This is a genomic window from Paenibacillus sp. VTT E-133280 (genome assembly GCF_002264385.1).
In the GTDB taxonomy this organism is placed as follows: domain Bacteria; phylum Bacillota; class Bacilli; order Paenibacillales; family Paenibacillaceae; genus Paenibacillus_AQ; species Paenibacillus_AQ nitricinens.
Genome location: NZ_NFUX01000049.1, coordinates 1 through 18,268 on the forward strand (window position 1 = coordinate 1; position 18,268 = coordinate 18,268).

Annotated in this window: 16 protein-coding genes; 12 read left to right on the plus strand and 4 right to left on the minus strand. The window is 44.9% G+C overall.

Going from position 1 to position 18,268, the window contains the following annotated elements:
• Positions 1 to 112 precede the first annotated feature (112 nt).
• The 9 genes from CA600_RS19980 (at position 113) to CA600_RS20020 (ending at position 8,980) form a co-directional block, all read left to right on the plus strand.
• Positions 113 to 811, plus strand: a complete 699-nt coding sequence (locus CA600_RS19980) for a response regulator transcription factor (RefSeq protein ID WP_094872327.1) — start codon at positions 113 to 115, stop codon at positions 809 to 811.
• Positions 808 to 1,806 (plus strand): sensor histidine kinase, encoded by a 999-nt coding sequence (locus CA600_RS19985; protein WP_094872329.1) that lies wholly within the window; start codon positions 808 to 810, stop codon positions 1,804 to 1,806. The genes CA600_RS19980 and CA600_RS19985 overlap by 4 nt, the downstream gene beginning before the upstream one ends.
• A gap of 229 nt (positions 1,807 to 2,035) precedes the next feature.
• Entirely contained in the window at positions 2,036 to 2,806 is a 771-nt protein-coding gene (locus CA600_RS19990; protein WP_094872330.1) for an ABC transporter ATP-binding protein, read from the plus strand.
• Positions 2,781 to 4,727 (plus strand): FtsX-like permease family protein, encoded by a 1,947-nt coding sequence (locus tag CA600_RS19995; RefSeq protein ID WP_094872331.1) that lies wholly within the window; start codon positions 2,781 to 2,783, stop codon positions 4,725 to 4,727. Before CA600_RS19990 ends, CA600_RS19995 begins: the two co-directional genes overlap by 26 nt.
• An 86-nt stretch (positions 4,728 to 4,813) precedes the next feature.
• Positions 4,814 to 5,770 (plus strand): helix-turn-helix transcriptional regulator, encoded by a 957-nt coding sequence (locus tag CA600_RS20000; RefSeq protein ID WP_094872333.1) that lies wholly within the window; start codon positions 4,814 to 4,816, stop codon positions 5,768 to 5,770.
• A gap of 105 nt (positions 5,771 to 5,875) precedes the next feature.
• Complete coding sequence (locus tag CA600_RS20005; RefSeq protein ID WP_094872334.1) at positions 5,876 to 6,334, plus strand: SRPBCC domain-containing protein; 459 nt, start codon at positions 5,876 to 5,878, stop codon at positions 6,332 to 6,334.
• 276 nt (positions 6,335 to 6,610) lie between these two features.
• Positions 6,611 to 6,865: a FeoA family protein gene (locus CA600_RS20010; protein ID WP_060621666.1), complete on the plus strand. Its 255-nt coding sequence runs from the start codon at positions 6,611 to 6,613 to the stop codon at positions 6,863 to 6,865.
• Positions 6,862 to 7,593: a FeoB small GTPase domain-containing protein gene (locus CA600_RS20015; RefSeq protein ID WP_094872336.1), complete on the plus strand. Its 732-nt coding sequence runs from the start codon at positions 6,862 to 6,864 to the stop codon at positions 7,591 to 7,593. The genes CA600_RS20010 and CA600_RS20015 overlap by 4 nt, the downstream gene beginning before the upstream one ends.
• Positions 7,571 to 8,980 (plus strand): nucleoside recognition domain-containing protein, encoded by a 1,410-nt coding sequence (locus CA600_RS20020; protein WP_094872337.1) that lies wholly within the window; start codon positions 7,571 to 7,573, stop codon positions 8,978 to 8,980. Before CA600_RS20015 ends, CA600_RS20020 begins: the two co-directional genes overlap by 23 nt.
• A gap of 382 nt (positions 8,981 to 9,362) precedes the next feature.
• Here the strand turns inward: CA600_RS20020 and CA600_RS20025 are convergent, their stop codons facing one another.
• On the minus strand, positions 9,363 to 10,043 hold the full coding sequence (locus CA600_RS20025; RefSeq protein ID WP_094872339.1) for a hypothetical protein: 681 nt from the start codon (positions 10,041 to 10,043) through the stop codon (positions 9,363 to 9,365).
• Positions 10,044 to 10,179: 136 nt separating this feature from the next.
• Positions 10,180 to 11,589, minus strand: a complete 1,410-nt coding sequence (locus CA600_RS20030) for an aminotransferase-like domain-containing protein (RefSeq protein WP_256989928.1) — start codon at positions 11,587 to 11,589, stop codon at positions 10,180 to 10,182.
• Positions 11,590 to 11,750: 161 nt separating this feature from the next.
• On the opposite strand from CA600_RS20030, the gene CA600_RS20035 reads away from it, so the two are divergent.
• Complete coding sequence (locus CA600_RS20035; RefSeq protein WP_094872342.1) at positions 11,751 to 12,683, plus strand: DMT family transporter; 933 nt, start codon at positions 11,751 to 11,753, stop codon at positions 12,681 to 12,683.
• 95 nt (positions 12,684 to 12,778) lie between these two features.
• On the opposite strand, the gene CA600_RS20040 is transcribed toward CA600_RS20035, so the two are convergent.
• Positions 12,779 to 13,447, minus strand: a complete 669-nt coding sequence (locus tag CA600_RS20040) for a general stress protein (protein WP_094872343.1) — start codon at positions 13,445 to 13,447, stop codon at positions 12,779 to 12,781.
• A gap of 203 nt (positions 13,448 to 13,650) precedes the next feature.
• Between CA600_RS20040 and CA600_RS20045 the strand changes: the two genes are divergently transcribed.
• Positions 13,651 to 14,499 carry an AraC family ligand binding domain-containing protein gene (locus tag CA600_RS20045; protein ID WP_094872345.1) on the plus strand — a complete coding sequence of 283 codons (849 nt, stop codon included), beginning with the start codon at positions 13,651 to 13,653 and terminating at the stop codon, positions 14,497 to 14,499.
• Between the two features lie 93 nt (positions 14,500 to 14,592).
• Positions 14,593 to 15,582 carry an aldo/keto reductase gene (locus CA600_RS20050; protein ID WP_373455898.1) on the plus strand — a complete coding sequence of 330 codons (990 nt, stop codon included), beginning with the start codon at positions 14,593 to 14,595 and terminating at the stop codon, positions 15,580 to 15,582.
• 91 nt (positions 15,583 to 15,673) lie between these two features.
• Here the strand turns inward: CA600_RS20050 and CA600_RS20055 are convergent, their stop codons facing one another.
• Complete coding sequence (locus tag CA600_RS20055) at positions 15,674 to 18,229, minus strand: S-layer homology domain-containing protein (RefSeq protein ID WP_094872348.1); 2,556 nt, start codon at positions 18,227 to 18,229, stop codon at positions 15,674 to 15,676.
• Positions 18,230 to 18,268 lie beyond the last annotated feature (39 nt).

Here is an 18,268-nt window from a genome sequence, read left to right on the forward strand (position 1 = left end):
TTGGGGTTGGGGTTGGGGTTGGGGTTGGGGCTGCCGGAAGGCTAGGCTTGACTCACTTTTGCATATTTTTCCTTGTCCATGGTACTGTATAACTGAACAAAGGAGTGAATATATGGAAACGATTCTAATCATAGAGGACGATGCTAAACTCGCGAGCCTTTTAAGCACGTATCTATCTAAATATGAATTTCGTACGGTGATAATAGAGGATTTCAACAGGGTACTGGAGATTTTTAATGACACTCATCCGGACGTTGTTCTGCTGGACGTCAATCTGCCAAAATACGATGGATTTTACTGGTGCCGCCAGATTCGTTCGCTCTCTCTCTGCCCTATTCTATTCATCTCTGCACGGGACAGTGGAATGGATCAGGTGATGGCGCTAGAGAATGGCGGGGATGATTATATCACCAAACCTTTTCACTATGAGGTTGTGCTTGCCAAAATCCGTAGCCACATCCGCAGAGTATACGGATCTTACTCACAGACCCAGGAAGAGCATAAGCTCCAGTCTGGAGGCTTAATTCTCTATCCTGAACGTTATGTCATCCAATACGACGGACATACTAGCGAGCTGACTCAAAAAGAATCCGTTCTGCTGGAGGCCTTATTGCTAAAAGAAGGACGCGTCGTTAACCGGGAGCGTCTACTTGATCTCATGTGGAAGGATCAGCATTTTATAGATGACAATACATTAAATGTGTACATAACCCGTGTCCGCAAAAAACTCAAGGATCTTGGTCTTGGCGATATTGTGGAAACTGTAAGAGGCGCTGGGTATCGGCTTAATGTCACTAAGGATATGCCATGAGGCTATTTTGGAAAGACCAGATTCCGCTAATCCTGTTCTATCTGCTTCAAATGTTGCTTATTCCCTTGCTGTATTGGCTGTCTGGTGAGAACCGACCGATCTCTATCATGCTCTATGGAATCGCTCTTAGCACCGTAGTTCTTTTACTATTTTTAGGCTACCGATATGTTCAGCACCGGAAATTGTATGCAGCACTAAGCGATCCTATGGACTCACTCCAAAATCATCCCGTATCCTTAGGGGATACGCCTCTGTCAGAAGCAATTCATGAGCTATTGCAGCTTATTGACCGTCAGTATCAGGAGCAGGTAAATGGGCATATCCGCCAGATGAATCAGCATATCGTATTCATGAATCGCTGGGTTCATCAGATGAAGACTCCACTCTCTGTCATTCAGCTCACGCTAAAGGATCTTGAAGAGGAAACCGCCGCAAGTATTCAGGAGGAATTAGAACGTCTGCGCGGGGGGCTGGAGATGGTTATTTACACGGCAAGGCTTGACCGATTTGAAAATGACTTTCAGGTTGAACCGTTACTTCTGCGCAAAATAGTTAGTGAGGCGGTAGCCGAGAATCGCAGACTATTCATACGCAGAGGTATACAAGTAGATGTACAGGTGGATGCCAATCTAGCAGTATATAGCGATGCCAAATGGTTGATGTTTATGCTGACACAAATCTTAACCAATGCCGTGAATTATACCCCCGCATCCAATACTGCTAAAACTGTTACCCTCTCAGCCCAGCGTGTGGGCACCGACACGGTTCTGGATATTACCGATCAAGGCATCGGCATTTCTCCTGAAGATCTAAAGCGTGTGTTTAATCCCTACTTTACGGGGGATCGTGGACGCCATTATCATGAATCGACAGGTATGGGTCTGTACCTCGTAAGGGAGATTTGCAGCAGGCTTGAACATAAGGTGGAAATTCAATCTCAACTCGGAGAAGGAACCCGTGTGCGACTCATATTCAGCAATAGCAATCATCTATAGAGATAAGAACGAGAGGACTTCGTAGTCAGCAATCATGGCTTTGAGGTTCTTCTTCTTTGCATATCTGTTCATCCCAGTCCAGTACGAACATAACCTTAAGCACGTTGTAAGATAACGTTAAGGTAAATCCATAGCAGCTTATCGCTCAATTTTATACATTATATACATAACCCGTCCCCGCTTCGTGAGGGATGAGAAACTCAATTTTGCAACGGAAGGAATGGATGATATGAATGTTTTAGAGGTCAAAGGACTTCATAAGGTATACCCCGGGAAAATAGCGACCCAAGCTCTCACCGATATCCATCTCAATATTGAAAAAGGTGAATTTGTAGGCATCATGGGCCCCTCCGGTAGCGGTAAAACAACACTGCTAAACATGGTTTCCACGATCGACCAGCCCTCCTCTGGTGAGGTGAATATCAATGGCAGCAACCCTTATCTTTTGAATAAAAAAGAGCTCGCACACTTTCGCCGCAAACAACTAGGCTTTGTGTTTCAGGATTTTAACCTGCTTGAGACATTAACCGTTGCTGAGAATATTGTACTGCCCCTAACGCTGGACAATCGTAAACTCTCGCAGATGGAGATTTTGCTGCAAAGAGTCGCAGAACGCTTAAACATTACCGATATTCTGAGCAAACGCACCTATGAAATTTCGGGTGGCCAACGTCAGCGGACCGCAATTGCCCGGGCAATCATCACCTCTCCTTCAATTATATTGGCAGACGAGCCTACAGGTGCGCTTGACTCTAATTCTTCACGTACGGTGATGGAATCGCTGGAGAATATTAATCATAAAGAGGGCACGACGATAATGCTTGTAACGCATGATCCACTGGCAGCGAGCTACTGCAACCGAATCGTCTTTATAAAAGACGGAAAACTAGCGGCAGAAATTCATCGTGGAGATAACCGTCAAACCTTCTTCCAAAAAATCATCGACACACTTTCATTTTGGGGAGGGAATAGTCATGAACTTTCCTCAATTCGCGTTTAACAATGTGCGGCGTAATTCGCGGGCTTATTTTGCTTTTTTCTTAAGCAGTGCTTTTATGGTCATGATCTTTTTTTCATATTCCGTGTTTATTTACCATCCTGGGGTTACGAACATCAAGCTAGGCCTGAATTCAGCCGCCGGCATGCAAATCGCTTCTTATATTGTGTTTATCTTTGCTTTCTTTTTTGTCCTATACTCGATTAGTGCTTTCCTGAAAATGCGTAATTTGGAGTTCGGCCTACTGATGATCTTAGGTGCACGTCCAGGCCAGATCAACAAGCTGATTCTTATCGAAAATATGCTTATCGGACTGCTCTCTATCGTCACAGGTATGTCTTTCGGAATGCTTTTATCCAAGCTATTCTTGCTGCTGAGTACGACCATTATGGGCATGGACCCTCTACCATTTTATTGGCCAATGAAGGCGTTAGTGATGACCTCTATCTCATTCATTTCATTATTTCTGGTCATTTCGATCTTCACATTATTGTTTATTCGCAAGCATCAAGTCCTTGAATTACTTAAGGGAAATGTTAAACCTAAAAAAGAACCCCGTGTCTCCTGGTTGTTCTCGCTGTTCGGATTTCTGCTGTTGACTGCTGGAGCTCTCGCGATTCGTAAGCAATTATCTCCGAGCTCACTATTGGTTGCTGCTGTCACAGGTATTGCCGGAACCTACTTTTTCTACTCTCAGTTATCCGTACTAGGGATACGCCTACTTAAGCTGCGTCGTAAACGACTTTGGCGTGGGACCAATCTGCTGTGGATTTCTGAGATGAGCTACAAGATCAAAGACAATGCAAGAATGCTGTTCCTTGTTACAGTAGTCACTTCGATTGCTTGCATGGCTGCTGGATTTCTTTTGTCCATTAATCAAGCGAATACAGAGCACTATAAAAAAACACCATTCGCTATAAACTATTCGAGCTATAATCCGAAGGGAAAAGCGCCAGACTTAGAACCGATTCACAATAAATTACTGAATGCTAAAGTCGAATATACAGAGAATAAGGTTGATCTAATCTCCGCTTCCATTCAAGGAATCGATAAAGAAACCCTCCTTAACCTTGATATCATCTCCCGATCAGAGTTCAATCAATTGGCTCCGCAAATGAATGTGCCCGAGGTGGGACCCCTATCTGAGAAAGAAGCTGTATTAATGCTAAGCCCTCATATAGAGACACAGAATTACGCTGTGAATCGAACGATTCTTTTGAAAAATCAGAAAGATGAAGAGCTGCTGCTAAAAGAATTTCGAACGCCAAAGATACATCCAATGGACCCCATGGCAAGCTCACTCTTAATCGTAGATGACGGTTTTTATGATAAGTTTTCTTCAGCAGCGGAATACACAAGGCCCTATGTACGATATCTATATAAAATCCCTGCATGGGATGGCCCTACGCCTGAGGATAACTCCCCTGAAGCTGTGATCACCAGAGAACTTATCAAGTGGAGTAACGTATCCAACAGTGCTAATAATCATCAATACAACGGCTTACTAACAGCACGAGCGGACAGCTATTTATCAACCAAACAGGGAACAGCCATATTTAGTTTTATTGGCATCTTTATCGCACTGATCTTCTCGCTCTCATCGGCCAGCTTTCTTTTTTTTAAGCTTCATACCGAGCTAAACACTGATAAGCAAATGTACACCGCTTTATCCAAAATCGGTTTAAGCACTAAAGAAATGTCAGCTTCTGCTACCAAACAGATCTCTGTGCTCTTTAATATTCCGATTGTGATTGCCACCATTCAGACCCTTGTCGTGATTCGGCCCATCCTGAAGCAAATGAATATCACCGATGTCACGCTTCCCGTGCTAATGACATCCGGTACATTCCTTGCTGTGCAAACTCTCTATTTCTTTATTGCACGATCCCGGTACATTCATAGTCTTAAAAAAATAATGGTATAGATACTTCTCTTTGTGTTGGCGGAACCGTGCTTACACGTTACACTTGCTATATTATTCAATAAACCTAGCAAGGAGGTTCCGCATACATGTCTAAGGCTGACCACATGTTATCCATTCTCTGGATGCTCAAGCAGCGGGGAAGAACGGCCGGGGAACTCGCGGAAACGTTAGAGATCAGTGTCCGCTCCGTTTACCGGTACATTGACGCACTATGTATCAGTGGCGTTCCAATTATCGCGGATAGCGGACCTGGTGGAGGGTATAGCCTTCCGGAGCATTTTTTCGAGGCTCCGTTATTCTTTGACACCGATGAACAACGTTCCCTTCTGCAAGCGGCCTCCTTTGCCCGAGGAACCGGATATCCTTATGTAGAAGCGCTAAATCAAGCTATTTCCAAACTGAAACGGTACAGCAATGCACAGCAATTAGAACAAATGGAGCGCCATGAAAGTGGGATTGAGACTATCCACTCCCCTACCGTTCCGCTTCCCCATCTACTGCAAGAGCTAGAATTAGGGACGGCTAATGGACATACCCTTCAAATGGAATATCGCAAAGGAAATGGAGAGACAACCTCCTCCCGCGCCATTGATCCTTATGGGCTTGTACTGTGGAAAGGGCAATGGTACACCGTTGCTTATTGCCATCAGAGACAAGAGATTCGTAGCTTTCGAGTCGATAGAATAACTGAACTACACCGTACAGAGGCTGTCTTTACTCGTCCTGCTGACTTCTCTGCACGTGATTTTTTGTTAAAGAGCTTACTGCCTACACGTAATACTGAAGAGAAACTAGTTACAGTAGTCATCGCATCTGACGAGGGAATCTTAAACGATCTATGCAGCCACTGGTTGTTCGGATATTCACTGGTACAGCGCATGGAAGGACAAGCCCGCTTTCAAGTGGACGAACCTTCTTTGCTGACTTATATGCCATATTTCTTATTGCCTTATGGAACAACGCTACGAATTCTAGAGCCTCTGGCTCTGAAACAAAAACTTTTCTCTATCGCTACCGATCTAGCAGCTTATTATAAAGTTTAAGATCATTTTCTTGGGATCACTGACCGTAGTTGTCAGTGATCCTTTTGTATAGTGTAAATAAGTCTATGGGAATAAATGAGGCTACAAACCAAGGAGGAATAACGAATGAAGGAACTTCACTATGAATTTTATATTGGCGGCACACCTGAGCAGGTATGGGACACTCTGATCTCTCCGGAAGGTACCAAACAGATTTATTACGGGAGTGTAATCCATTCAACTTTTAAAGAAGGCGAATTACTGGAATATGTAGGTCCTGGATTAGATGGAGATGAAACATTACATGTGTATGGAACGCTGCTGGAGTTTACTCCGCAAAAAGCACTGCGTTTCACGCATAAGGTCGGCCCTTCCTATCATAAGGGACTAGAAAGATATGAATCGCGTATATCTTGGCTGCTTGAACCGGTGGGTGGAACTACTAAGCTCACGCTTATCCACGATGAATGGCATCCTGATGATCCTTCGTATGCTGGCAGCATCAGCGCTTGGTGGCAGGTTCTAAGTAATATTAAAACCTTGGTGGAGACCGGACGCACGCTTGATTTTGGCAGCTGGACGTAACTTCACGACTAATAAAACCTTGGATTAGACTATTCCAATTAAAGACAAGCCTATGAGTAGACTCAATCTTAGCCCCTCGGCTGGAGAGCGCAAGCCTTCTTTCCGTTAGGGGCTTTTCTGCGTCTAAATTAATTTTGCCTTAGGGAAACATTCTTGTTGCAGGGACAAAGTTGTTCACATATACTAATATTGTGTCAGTCCACAAGAAAAATTCCATTGCACAAAATAATAACCATAAAAATACAAATATACAATAACTGAAAGAAGGGGGTTCTTATGTCGGGAACTAGTATTCCATTATCAGAAGCGGCTAAAGGCAGTATGTTGCGCATCAGCGGCATTGAAGTTCAGGGTGTGCTTAGAAGAAGATTACTGGATCTCGGGTTTGTAGTCGGTAATGCCGTTGAGGTGTTGCGCCGTAGTCCTTTAGGAGATCCTATAGCTTTTCGGGTAAGCAATACGACCATTGCATTACGTAGAGAAGAAAGCTCTTTAATATTTGGAGAAGTCATCGGAGGTGTAGAAGCATGAGTCATTTCACTGTCGCTTTTGCAGGCAATCCTAACACTGGAAAAAGCACGCTTTTCAACCTGCTGACCGGCATGCGCCAGCATACAGGAAACTGGGCAGGTAAAACCGTCATTACTGCTGAAGGCGAGTTTAAGCATAAAGACCATACGTATCTTGCAGTAGATCTTCCTGGTACCTATTCCCTATACTCGAATTCTGCAGATGAAGAAGCGGCTAGAGATTATATTATTTTTGAACAGCCAGATGTGACACTAGTCGTGCTTGATGCTACCTCGCTAGAACGAAATCTCAACCTTGCCTTGCAAGTGCTGGAGATTACCGGGCGGGCTGTAGTCTGCATCAACCTCATCGATGAAGCCCGTAAACTCGGTATCGACATTAATCTGAAACGTATTTCCAAACGTCTCGGCGTGCCAGTTGTAGCGATATCGGCTCGCAATAAAATCGGTATTGAAGCGTTATTGGATCAGGTGGAGCGAGTGGCTACCGGCACTTTCACCGCACAGCCGCTGGTTATTACTTATAACGAAGAGATTGAACGAGGGATCGCAGAGCTTACACCTCTGGTAGAGCAAACCATTGGCAGCAAATATCCAGCACGCTGGATTGCACTGCGCTTATTGGATGGTGACGACAGCTTGCTAACTTCGCTTAAGGAGAATATGAAAAATAAAGAATTGCCTGAAGCAAAGGAGGTCATCGGTCATGGAGTCACCGCCTATCACTAAGGGATTAGATCCTCTAGATTCCTTGCTGTCCACAGCAAAAAAGCTCGCTGACGGCGGAGCGATACGGGATGAGATTGTCAGTGGTATCTATGGCGTATCCGCAGGCATCTGCGGGGATGCAGTCACCTATAGGGATAAGAAGAAGCTGAACAGCACTTATAAGCTGGATAATATCGTAACTTCAAAAATATGGGGATTCCCCATTATGCTCGCCATCCTCGGTATCGTGTTCTGGATTACGATTGCCGGCGCCAACTATCCTTCAAGCTGGCTTGCTTCTTTCTTCGGCTTCATTGAAGGTTATCTGACGGCCGGATTTGCGGCGATTCATGCCCCCGCTTGGCTACACGGTGTACTTGTGCTTGGATTATATCGAGGAACCTCATGGGTTATCAGTGTCATGCTGCCACCAATGATGATATTTTTTCCAGTGTTTGCACTGCTTGAGAATTTCGGGTATCTGCCGAGGGTTGCTTTTAACATGGACCGGTTGTTCAAAAAATCAGGTGGTCACGGCAAGCAAGCTTTGACCATGTCTATGGGTTTCGGCTGTAATGCCGCCGCGATCCTCTCCACACGAATCATCGAATCGCCGCGTGAACGGATGCTCGCGATTTTAACTAACAATTTCGTTCCATGTAACGGCCGTTGGCCGACATTGATTCTATTGTCTTCCTTATTCATGGCAGGAGCGGCTACGACAGGCGCACTCCGTACCCTCACCACCGCCTCTGTACTTATGGGGATGGTGCTAATCGGTATCATCGTTACCCTGACGGTTTCCTGGGTCATGTCGAAAACTGCGCTACGCGGTGTTCCAACACACTACACACTGGAGCTCCCGCCCTATCGCCGGCCGCAAATTTGGAAGACCATACTTATTTCTTCTAAAGATAAGTCGCTTAACGTACTTACTCGGGCTATCGTTGTTGCTGCCCCTGCCGGTATTATCACTTGGATTCTTGGCAACCTGTTTATTGGTGGAGATTCTGTCCTGAATCATATGGCTGCCTTCTTTGATCCTTTTGCACACATGCTCGGCATGGATGGCTTTATCATTATGGCCTTTATTCTCGGACTTCCCGCGAATGAAATCGTACTGCCTATTCTGCTTATGGGCTATATGTCCTCAGGCGCTATGGTCGATATCGACAGCTTGGGCAGCATCAAAGATGTCTTTTTATCACATGGCTGGACTTGGCTGACTGCGCTTAACATGATGCTGTTCTCCCTGCTCCACTATCCTTGCGGCACTACGCTCGTGAACATCTATAAGGAGACGAAAAGCATGAAGTGGGCTGTTCTCTCAGCAGTCATTCCGCTCGGTATCGCCATAGGAGTAACCTTTGCAGTCGCACAACTCGCTCGGTTGTTCGGGTGGGTGTAACGTAAGCTTGCGGTATGAAATTCCCCCTCTTCACCTTGATTACCTGCAGCACCTTACATCACCTTCATTACCTAACTTCAGCTGGCTTCACAGATTCTAGCCTCCTTGAAATATTTATAGGGAAATCCTCCCTCTAATTCGGACTTTATAAGTGAAAATTGAACTTTTTGCGGAAATTCTCCCTATAAATGAGCGGATTATTGCCAAATGGGCAATTTCTGCTGAATAACAGGGAGGAATTCCCTGAATATTGATGATATCGATTAAAACAAGATAAATCACAGGGAGGAATTCCCTAATTATTGATCTCATTAAGATCAGCTCAAATAAATAAGCGGCCGCCCGAATATTTCCCGGGCGACCGCTTCATCAGACCATCATTTTATCTCTTACGCGATCCACCATCTCTACGACGGTAGAACACAGCGCCAGCTATCGCTATCAAAACGATAATGACTCCACTGATTCCTACATTAACAAGTGGAACGGAATCGCTCTCCGCAGTTGGTTTCCCCGCCACATCCGTCGACTCATTATTCCCATCTGCAGATTTCGGCGAAGGATTCGATGTTGCCTTCGGAGAAGCTGTAGGTGTTCCTGCCGATATACTAGATCCAAGCTCCTTCAGGTCCTCCGATGCCAAAGCAAGCAGCTTCGTTCGACTGCATAAACTGGCCTCTAATTTACCAGAGTCATCTTCGTCATTAGCATACGCATAGACGATATAACTTTCCCCTTCCACGAATTCAAACCCACAGCTGGCAGACGATAAAGCAGTGGTCAATGTTACTTTATTCCCCTCGACCCCTTTCCAGCTGGAATCGACTTCAAAGGTTACTTTTACTGGATCCGCAGATGAGATTATAGTCCCCTTCGGCTCCTTTATGCCCACTACTTTCCCAGTAAAGACGGCTGAACTTGATTCAAGCGCCTCAAGTGGTTCCGCAGGTACAACACAGGAACACGCATAAGTAACAGAGGGGCGCACCGTCAGCAAGGCCATAAATATTAACGTTATACTTAGAATGATCAGCACTGGATTTCGCAGATTACCCTTTCGCACCTTAATGACCTCCTTCTTTATCTTACAGACGGAGCAAACGTGGAAAGTGTTACAACAATTCCCAAACAAGTTATACAAGTCTAATCCATTCCGTCCGAATTAGACTTCACTAGTCTCTCATCTCTTCTGAATTTACTCATACCCCCCGCGCAATTGCAATCAACCGCTGAATCCCATCACGTAGCACCCCTTCGCTTGCAAAAGAGTAGCTTATTCGAATGCTCGACTTCATTTCCCCCAGCGGATCGAACAGCTCTCCTGGCACAAAAGCAATCGACTGCGCCATACTTGCGGCAAACAATCGCTCCACCGAGAGATGATCCGGCAGCTTCACCCACAGATTTAGCCCCCCTTGCGGAGGCGTCCACTCCCACCCGGTCCCAGCCAGCTCCTCCTCTACAATCTCCTTATGCACCTGAAGTGCAATGCGCAGCTTACCGAGATGCTGTTGCAAACGTGATGACGTGTAGTAATGTAGGAATATCTTCTGGTTAAGCAGCGGAGTACCATTGTCCGCGAGTGATTTGGCCGTGATCAAGCGCTCCATAAACGGATAACGACAAGCCACCGTACAGATCCGTAAGCCTGGGGCTACATATTTACTGAAGCTGCTAATATAGATCACCCAACCTTCGGTATCGTAAGCAAAAAAGGGCGGCGGGGGCTCCTCTTCAAAATACATATCGCGGAACGGATCATCTTCGACTAACAGACAGCGATAACGCTCGGCAAGCTCGACCAACAGTTTACGTTGCTGCGCTGGCACCGTATATCCAGTTGGATTATGATGAGTCGGATTGATATAGAACATGCGCGGTCTATGCTTTTTCATCAGAGCTTCAACTTCCTCCAAGTCATAGCCCATCGGAGTGATCTCCACCGGAATCAGCCTTGCCCCCTCCCGGCGAAAAATATCCATGGCCACACTGTAGGTCGGTCGCTCCACCAGCACCGTGTCCATAGGCCCGAGCACAATTCGTGATATCAGATTGATCGCCTGCTGTGCACCTGAAGTAATAAGCAGCTCTTCCGAGGATAACTGTAACCGATGCTTCTTACGAAAATGACGACTTAGCGTCTCCCGTAACTCCTCATCTCCCTGAACCGAAGAGTACGTCCCCATGACCTTGGGATATAAATCGAACACTTTTTTGACATAGTCGGATAGAAAAAGATTTGGCAAAAGACCTGGATCAATCAGCGCCTGTGAGAACTGATACTTAGCAGGCATTCTCTGTATATCCGAAAGAGGATTAGTGAGCGCATAGGCAGTGACTGCTGCGCCTTTTTCTACAATAGGAACCAAGCTAACAGGCGATACGTAATAACCCGATTTATCTTTTACATAAACTTTCCCATCCTCTGTCAGCATTCTATACGCTTTGAATACTGTCAGTCGATGTACCTTTAATTCCTCCGCCAGCAGCCGTATAGAAGGAAGCTTATCATGTGCCCCCCACTCCCCTCGCTCCATGCGATTCACTAAAAATTCATATACCTGCCGAAATAAGGGATGATTATGCTCCACGCTCGCTGACTTTTTCACTTCACTGCAACTCCTCTCCGAACAACTCCTATTTACAGTATTGTACACGATTTCTAAAGTCATCTGTTCTATTCAACATCATCTGTTCTATGTTCTCCCCTATATGATTAACGGACTGGTTCAAGGATCGCTATATACACACACTAAAGGGGACTTTCAAAATGATCTTATTCGCTTATGCACTTGTATGTCTGATCTTCGGCACGACCTTTCTAGCTATCAAAATCGGTGTGGATGCTGGTGCGCCGCCCTTCTTTTCAGCAGGCTTACGCTTTTTTGTGGCAGGTGCTGTTCTATTTCTATGGATGGTCTGGAAACGAAAGGCTAGCTTCTCCCTGCTCCTGCGTAAAGAAATGCTCTTCACCGGATCTGCGTTAACCTTTGGCACCTTTGCAGGTCTCTACTGGGCCGAACAATATGTATCTTCTGGGTTAGCAGCTGTACTCTCTGCCACTGGTCCGATCATGATTCTGTTGCTCCAAACTTCTATTCTTCGGCAAAAAGCACCCACCATCTCCCTATATGGTTGTATCATCGGGTTGACTGGCGTACTGCTGCTCGTTCTTCCTAATCTTGTCGTTGATATTTCACCTTTATGGCTCATCGGCTGCGCAGCTGTCCTTATTGGGGAGTGCTGTTACGCGGTAGGCGCAATTTATTCTAAAAAAGTAATCAACAGTATGCCTGAGGTCTCTCCCATCGCACTAAATGCAGCCCAAATGATGTATGGCGGAGTGTTATTATTCATTCTTTCCTTAGCCACCGAAAATGTGCATCCTGAGTTTCTGCTTTCTTTCGAGACAGCAGGTTCACTGCTCTATCTGATCGTAATCGGCTCGATGGTCGGTCATTCATTGTTCTACTGGCTTGTCGCTAAGACAAATCCTGTGTTTCCTTCTACCTGGCTATATATATCTCCACCGATTGCCGTAGGGGTTGGCTTTTTCTTTTATAATGAAGCTGTGAATTGGGTTACGATCCTCGGTGTATTCACCATCATTGCCGGAACTATCCTCGTAAACGCTGACGCCTTGAAGCAATTAATGCTAAAGCGAAGGATCAGCACCTCTGGGTTAAAAAAAACAAATATATGACCTGACTCTTTATAAAATCACAAAAAACAGGCTATCTCAGCAGCTCACCCGTGGCTAGTGAAATAGTCTGTTTTTTACTAAAAGTTATTCATTTCTTATTTATTTCTAATGCGCTCACTTGCTAAGGTATCCATGGCATCCATAGTTCCGGTAGCTTGAGCTAGATTTCTCGCCTCTTGTTGATCAGCTGCCCGGAGCGCATCGCTTTCCTTTACACTACCATCATAATTTCGATTCTCAGCTGTATTCATATTCGCAATATCCTCAAAACGATCCCCATTCAGACTATTATGCTGTACAAAGATCCGCTTCACTTCTTCCTCTTTCTGCTCGCCCTCTACATCCACCATTACAAGAATATGGCCTTCATCCACGTAGTTATCGTAACGCTTGGCTTCCTCTTCAGGAATGCCAAGTCCAATAAGGCCGCCTACTAATCCACCGCTGCCTGCACCTATTGCCGCTCCAGCAAGTGTTGCCGCAAGCGGTCCGGCTGCAATGATCGGCCCGATGCCTGGAATAGCCAAAGCGCCTATCCCCATCAAGAGCCCAGTTAATCCACCCAGCAGACCACCCGTAGCTGCACCAGTAGCTATTCCTTCCGGCGCTTGGGTCCCTGATTCATCTCTAATCGTATCCGCACTCTCTGAATTTCTCGCGATAATCGATATGTCCTCTGTTCTGCAGCCTTGACGTTTCAACTCTTCAATAACCCTCGAAGCTTCATATTCGGCAGCAAAGACACCCACTATTCTCTTATTCATCTCCATTACCTCCTAGTGATCAAAGTTAGCTCATACGTTCAGCTTCATAGCTTACTTAACCAAACTGAGCTGGGATAAACTTCTATCACAGAATTCGCAAACCATTCCAAGTAATGTTCCCACTAAAATATGCTGTATAATAAAAGAAAGTGGGCACAATCACCCTTAAGTTAACTCTATAAAAGAAAGAGACTGAAGCATTCATGGCGATATTTAATTATAATTCTGAGCGACCCTTCAGAGGTAATCCCGATCTGCATCTCCATTACTGGGGGCAGGAGCAGTGTCTGCCTGGGCATTTTTTCGGACCCGGGGTTCGTGACGTTTACAAAATACATTTCATTCATGAGGGAACTGGAAAGGTATCTGTGGGTGAACAGACCCATATCCTGCAAGCGGGACAAGCTTTTCTTACTTACCCTCATATCGTTACTTCTTATGTAGCGGACCTGACTAATCCCTGGATCTATTCCTGGGTAGCCTTTACCGGAGAACAGGTATCTTATATTTTATCCAAAACCTCCTTGTCGCCTGAGCAGCCAATCTTCCCGATGGATGAACAGCTTATGCCTAATCTCTACGAACGCCTGACAGAAGCAGCCGACACTTCAGATTGTCTTGACCTGCCGCTAAAAGCGATTATGTATGATTTTTTCTCCCTCTTGCTACAAGCGGTGCCAGCTATTCCGGATGTACTTCCTTTACCGCGTCAAAAGAGTATTTACGTCGAGCAAAGTCTGCACTTTTTGCATACACATTATTGTGAGAACATTTCGGTGGAAATGCTGTCTTCTTCTCTCAAGCTGGATCGCAAATATTTATCTTCCTTGTTCAAACGGACCATTGGTATGCCACCACAGCAGTATTTATTGAATTACCGTGTCGCTAAAGCATGCGAGCTTCTGACAGAAACCTTCTGTACTATTGGTGAGATCTCGCGTTCCGTCGGCTATCAGGACCCCCTACTCTTTTCGCGGATGTTCAAGAAGGTGAAAGGTTGTTCTCCAAAAGAATACCGTGTCCGTCATCTCAAAAATGACATTGTGCTATAAACTTCTTCCTTGCTGACATACGTTTGTCCGGGATCTTTCGCTACAATAAGGACGTAACGTAATCAGAAATAAGTCTTTTAGGAGGAACTAATGATGTATAACGCAAGCGCTACCAGATATGACAATATGAAATATAACCGCACTGGAAAAAGCGGTCTACTCCTTCCGGCGATCTCACTTGGACTATGGCATAACTTTGGCGGAAACGACTTATTCGAGAATGGTCGCGCCATGGCAAGAAGAGCTTTCGATCTTGGAATCACGCATTTTGATCTCGCTAATAACTACGGTCCCCCAGCTGGCTCCGCAGAAGAAAGCTTTGGTCAAATCCTTAAGAAGGATCTTGCTCCTTATCGTGATGAAATGGTCATCTCTACTAAGGCTGGATATTATATGTGGGCCGGTCCTTATGGCGAATGGGGCTCCAAGAAATATCTCGTCTCCAGTCTGGACCAAAGCTTGAAACGTATGGGCCTTGATTATGTAGATATTTTCTATCACCACCGTCCAGATCCGAATACACCACTGGAAGAGACTATGGCTGCGCTGGATCTTATTGTACGTCAAGGTAAAGCGCTGTATGTTGGGATTTCGAATTACAACCCTGAACAGACACGCGAAGCGGCACAAATTCTGCGTCGACTTGGAACGCCATGCCTGATTCATCAACCTAACTACTCCATGATGTCCCGCTGGATTGAAGATGGCCTGCAGGATGTATTGGCTGAGGAAGGTATCGGTTCGATTGTGTTCTCCCCACTACAAGGAGGCATTCTGACCGACCGCTATCTAAATGGAATCGCACCTGATTCTCGTGCTGCTGGACCAAGTGTATTCCTGTCCGAGAATGCCATTACTGAAGAGGCAATCGGAAAAGTTCGTAAACTGAACGAGATTGCTGCAGCACGTGGACAAAAAATGTCTCAGCTAGCTTTATCTTGGGTACTCCGCGGAGGTAAAGTCACTTCAGCTTTGATCGGCGCAAGTAAAGTGAGCCAGATTGAAGATGCTGTCGCTTCCTTGAATGCACCGGAGCTAAGCACAGAAGAGCTGGAGCAAATCGAGACGATTTTGCGAGGATAATTATAGATTAAACCATAAAGATGGCCAATGAGGTCAGGCAGCTTAAGCTGTTCTGGCACTTCATTGGCCGTCTTTTTTCAAACTTTTTAGATTAGATTTTAGAAATCAATTGTACCGCTTCAGCACGGGTAGCATTCTTATGAGGCTCGAGCCTATTACCGCTGCTTCCTTGCAAGAAGCCAAGCTTCTGTGCGGCAGTAGCATAAGGCTTAGCCCACCCTGCGATATCCGTACCATCAACAAACGGACGATCAGACTCTCCTGCATACAAAGTCGTGTTGTTCTTGTAGACATAAGCCTTCATCAACATCACAACCATTTCCTGACGGGAAATCGTACGCTCAGGCGCAAACTTCGCCTCTGACTGGCCGCTAACAATTCCCGCTTCAGTTACTGCTGCTACTTCATCCGCATACCACTTGGAAGAAGCTACATCAGCAAACCGACTTGCTCCAGTAGCTTTCAAGTTCAATTTACGAGCAATAAAAGCTGCAAATTCAGCGCGTGTAACCTGCTGATTCGGTGAGAAGGTAATATCGCTTGTTCCAGTTACCACCTGCTGTGCTACCATAGATTTGATCGCTTGAGATGCCCAATGTGTAGAAGGAACATCACTGAACGATTTATCATATTGCAGTACGGCATATTTGCTGAAGTGACTAATAACTACTGTTAAATAGCCATTATCCAGCTGACCACCAATATATTGTAGTTCCCCTTGTTCACTTAAGTAATAGACACCCGTCAATTTCGAGTTACTACTTTCGTTCACTTTCAACTTCAGGGTAATTGGAGTATTAAACTGAGTAAGCTTTGTTTCTTTACCGTCTGAAGTAAGGAGTGACAACGTAAAGTCATAGGCTACACCAGCTACTCTAATTACAGTATTCGCTGATTTACCTGTAATCTTAGCGATATCTTCAGCACTTATCGGAGTGAATCCTACTGAGATTCTCGCATTTTTCAATTGGTCTGCTGAAATGGAACCCTTCAGCTGTTCCAACACCAAACCCGGTATTTCTAGCGATACATCATCTTTAGTAACGACTAGCGCATTGTCTTTATTAATTACAGCTGTTGCAACAGGTAGCAATAATTGTTTAACGTCAGTTGCAACGGAAACCGTCACCTTGTTGTTCTCGCTTTTTAATACAGTGTTGAGAGACTTTGTGACTCCAGCTTTATCGACCACACTTAGGACAGGAGCTGTAGTGGTGGTATCGGTTACGGTTGGAGTTCCACCGCCTCCTCCACCAGGACTACCTGGATTACTAGGTCCACTAGGGTTACCAGAAGCCAACGGAACTGGGAAGATGTAGGCTTGTAAAGAGCGATTTCCGACTTTATCTACAGCAGCAACGTTGACATGATATGTTGTGCCATTCGTTAATCCCTCAATTTTATAGCTAGTTTGATGAATGGGCTTCTCTGTAAGCAGCTTACCATCAAGCCATACCAAATATCCGTCCAAATCCGCTTCCTTATTACTATCCCACGTTACATATAAACCACCATCGCCAGATGCTTTTAGCTCTGTAGGCTTGGCAGGTGCATATGGGTCACCTATAACGATATTGTTTGCTGAGTATCTGTAGTCATAAGAATATTCATTAACATTCTTGTTATATACATCCACGTACAAATAGGCACTGAATTTGCGAGAATTCGCATCAGGCAGCTTAATCTCTTTACCGGAAGCTGACGAACTGAGTCTCAACGTATACTGTTTATCCATTTTAAGTTCTTCATCGAAAATAAAGAAGAAATAACCATCAAAATTATGAAGATAATTCACCGAAATGATAGCTCCATCATCTGCGACCAATTCAAAATCAGAAGCATTAACTTCATTTTTATCGACCGTTAATTGCGAAAACTTACCTTCTGAATAAACACCCCCGAAAGAAAGTTGTAAGCTATTCCAACCTTTCGTTGTTCCGTTTTGCGAATCACCCGATAACTTCAATGTAACGATCTCATCACTAGGCTGAAGCGCATATCCAGCCGCTTTTCCACTAAAAAGAATTTCCGCTTCATTTATGACTCCTGGAGCACGAAAAGTACTGGGTGTAGAATAAGCAGACTCTCGGCCCAACATATCTACTGAAGTAAGCTTAAATTCTTGCATGGAATGATAAGGTAGATCGGGAATCACAATATATGTCTCTTTAGTCGTTGCAATTAGCTTATCTTTGCTATAAACATTGTAAAATAAGATTCCTATACTGTTCGGTTTTTCCCAAGAAATATGTACAGTCGCAGAACCTTTATCAATATTTATCCATGATCCCCAAGAGTGATTAATCGGGGCAAGAGGTGCATCAGCAAAAGAATACACATCACCCGTCACACTTGCGGCAAAATCTCTTACATCACCAGCTGTTACGATCGCATTCCCTGGCATTAGACCAGGAGCAACAGTCCCTTTAACATCAGCCCAATATAGATTGTTACTTGCGGAATGATATACCTCTCCGAGTACCGACGAAGGTACTTGATATTTCACTCCTCCTTGATCCAGGACTAAATCGATGTCCTTCTGATCAGAGTAAATAACCCCGGAAATTTCACCTGTTGTTGCGTTATAGTACACTTTCAGCATACTAGCAGCATAGGTCAATACCGGGGCTGTTAAGGTTAGCAGCATTAGAACTGCTAGTGAAGCGCTAATTTTGCGAATAGTGTT

Excerpts from the sequence above, each read along its gene's own strand:
- CA600_RS19980 (WP_094872327.1), top strand. The coding sequence starts at position 113 with ATGGAAACGATTCTAATCATAGAGGACGATGCTAAACTCGCGAGCCTT.
- CA600_RS19985 (WP_094872329.1), top strand. The coding sequence starts at position 808 with ATGAGGCTATTTTGGAAAGACCAGATTCCGCTAATCCTGTTCTATCTG.
- CA600_RS19990 (WP_094872330.1), top strand. The coding sequence starts at position 2,036 with ATGAATGTTTTAGAGGTCAAAGGACTTCATAAGGTATACCCCGGGAAA.
- CA600_RS19995 (WP_094872331.1), top strand. The coding sequence starts at position 2,781 with ATGAACTTTCCTCAATTCGCGTTTAACAATGTGCGGCGTAATTCGCGG.
- CA600_RS20000 (WP_094872333.1), top strand. The coding sequence starts at position 4,814 with ATGTCTAAGGCTGACCACATGTTATCCATTCTCTGGATGCTCAAGCAG.
- CA600_RS20005 (WP_094872334.1), top strand. The coding sequence starts at position 5,876 with ATGAAGGAACTTCACTATGAATTTTATATTGGCGGCACACCTGAGCAG.
- CA600_RS20010 (WP_060621666.1), top strand. The coding sequence starts at position 6,611 with ATGTCGGGAACTAGTATTCCATTATCAGAAGCGGCTAAAGGCAGTATG.
- CA600_RS20015 (WP_094872336.1), top strand. The coding sequence starts at position 6,862 with ATGAGTCATTTCACTGTCGCTTTTGCAGGCAATCCTAACACTGGAAAA.
- CA600_RS20020 (WP_094872337.1), top strand. The coding sequence starts at position 7,571 with ATGGAGTCACCGCCTATCACTAAGGGATTAGATCCTCTAGATTCCTTG.
- CA600_RS20035 (WP_094872342.1), top strand. The coding sequence starts at position 11,751 with ATGATCTTATTCGCTTATGCACTTGTATGTCTGATCTTCGGCACGACC.
- CA600_RS20040 (WP_094872343.1), bottom strand. The coding sequence starts at position 13,447 with ATGAATAAGAGAATAGTGGGTGTCTTTGCTGCCGAATATGAAGCTTCG.
- CA600_RS20045 (WP_094872345.1), top strand. The coding sequence starts at position 13,651 with ATGGCGATATTTAATTATAATTCTGAGCGACCCTTCAGAGGTAATCCC.
- CA600_RS20050 (WP_373455898.1), top strand. The coding sequence starts at position 14,593 with ATGTATAACGCAAGCGCTACCAGATATGACAATATGAAATATAACCGC.
- CA600_RS20055 (WP_094872348.1), bottom strand. The coding sequence starts at position 18,229 with ATGCTGCTAACCTTAACAGCCCCGGTATTGACCTATGCTGCTAGTATG.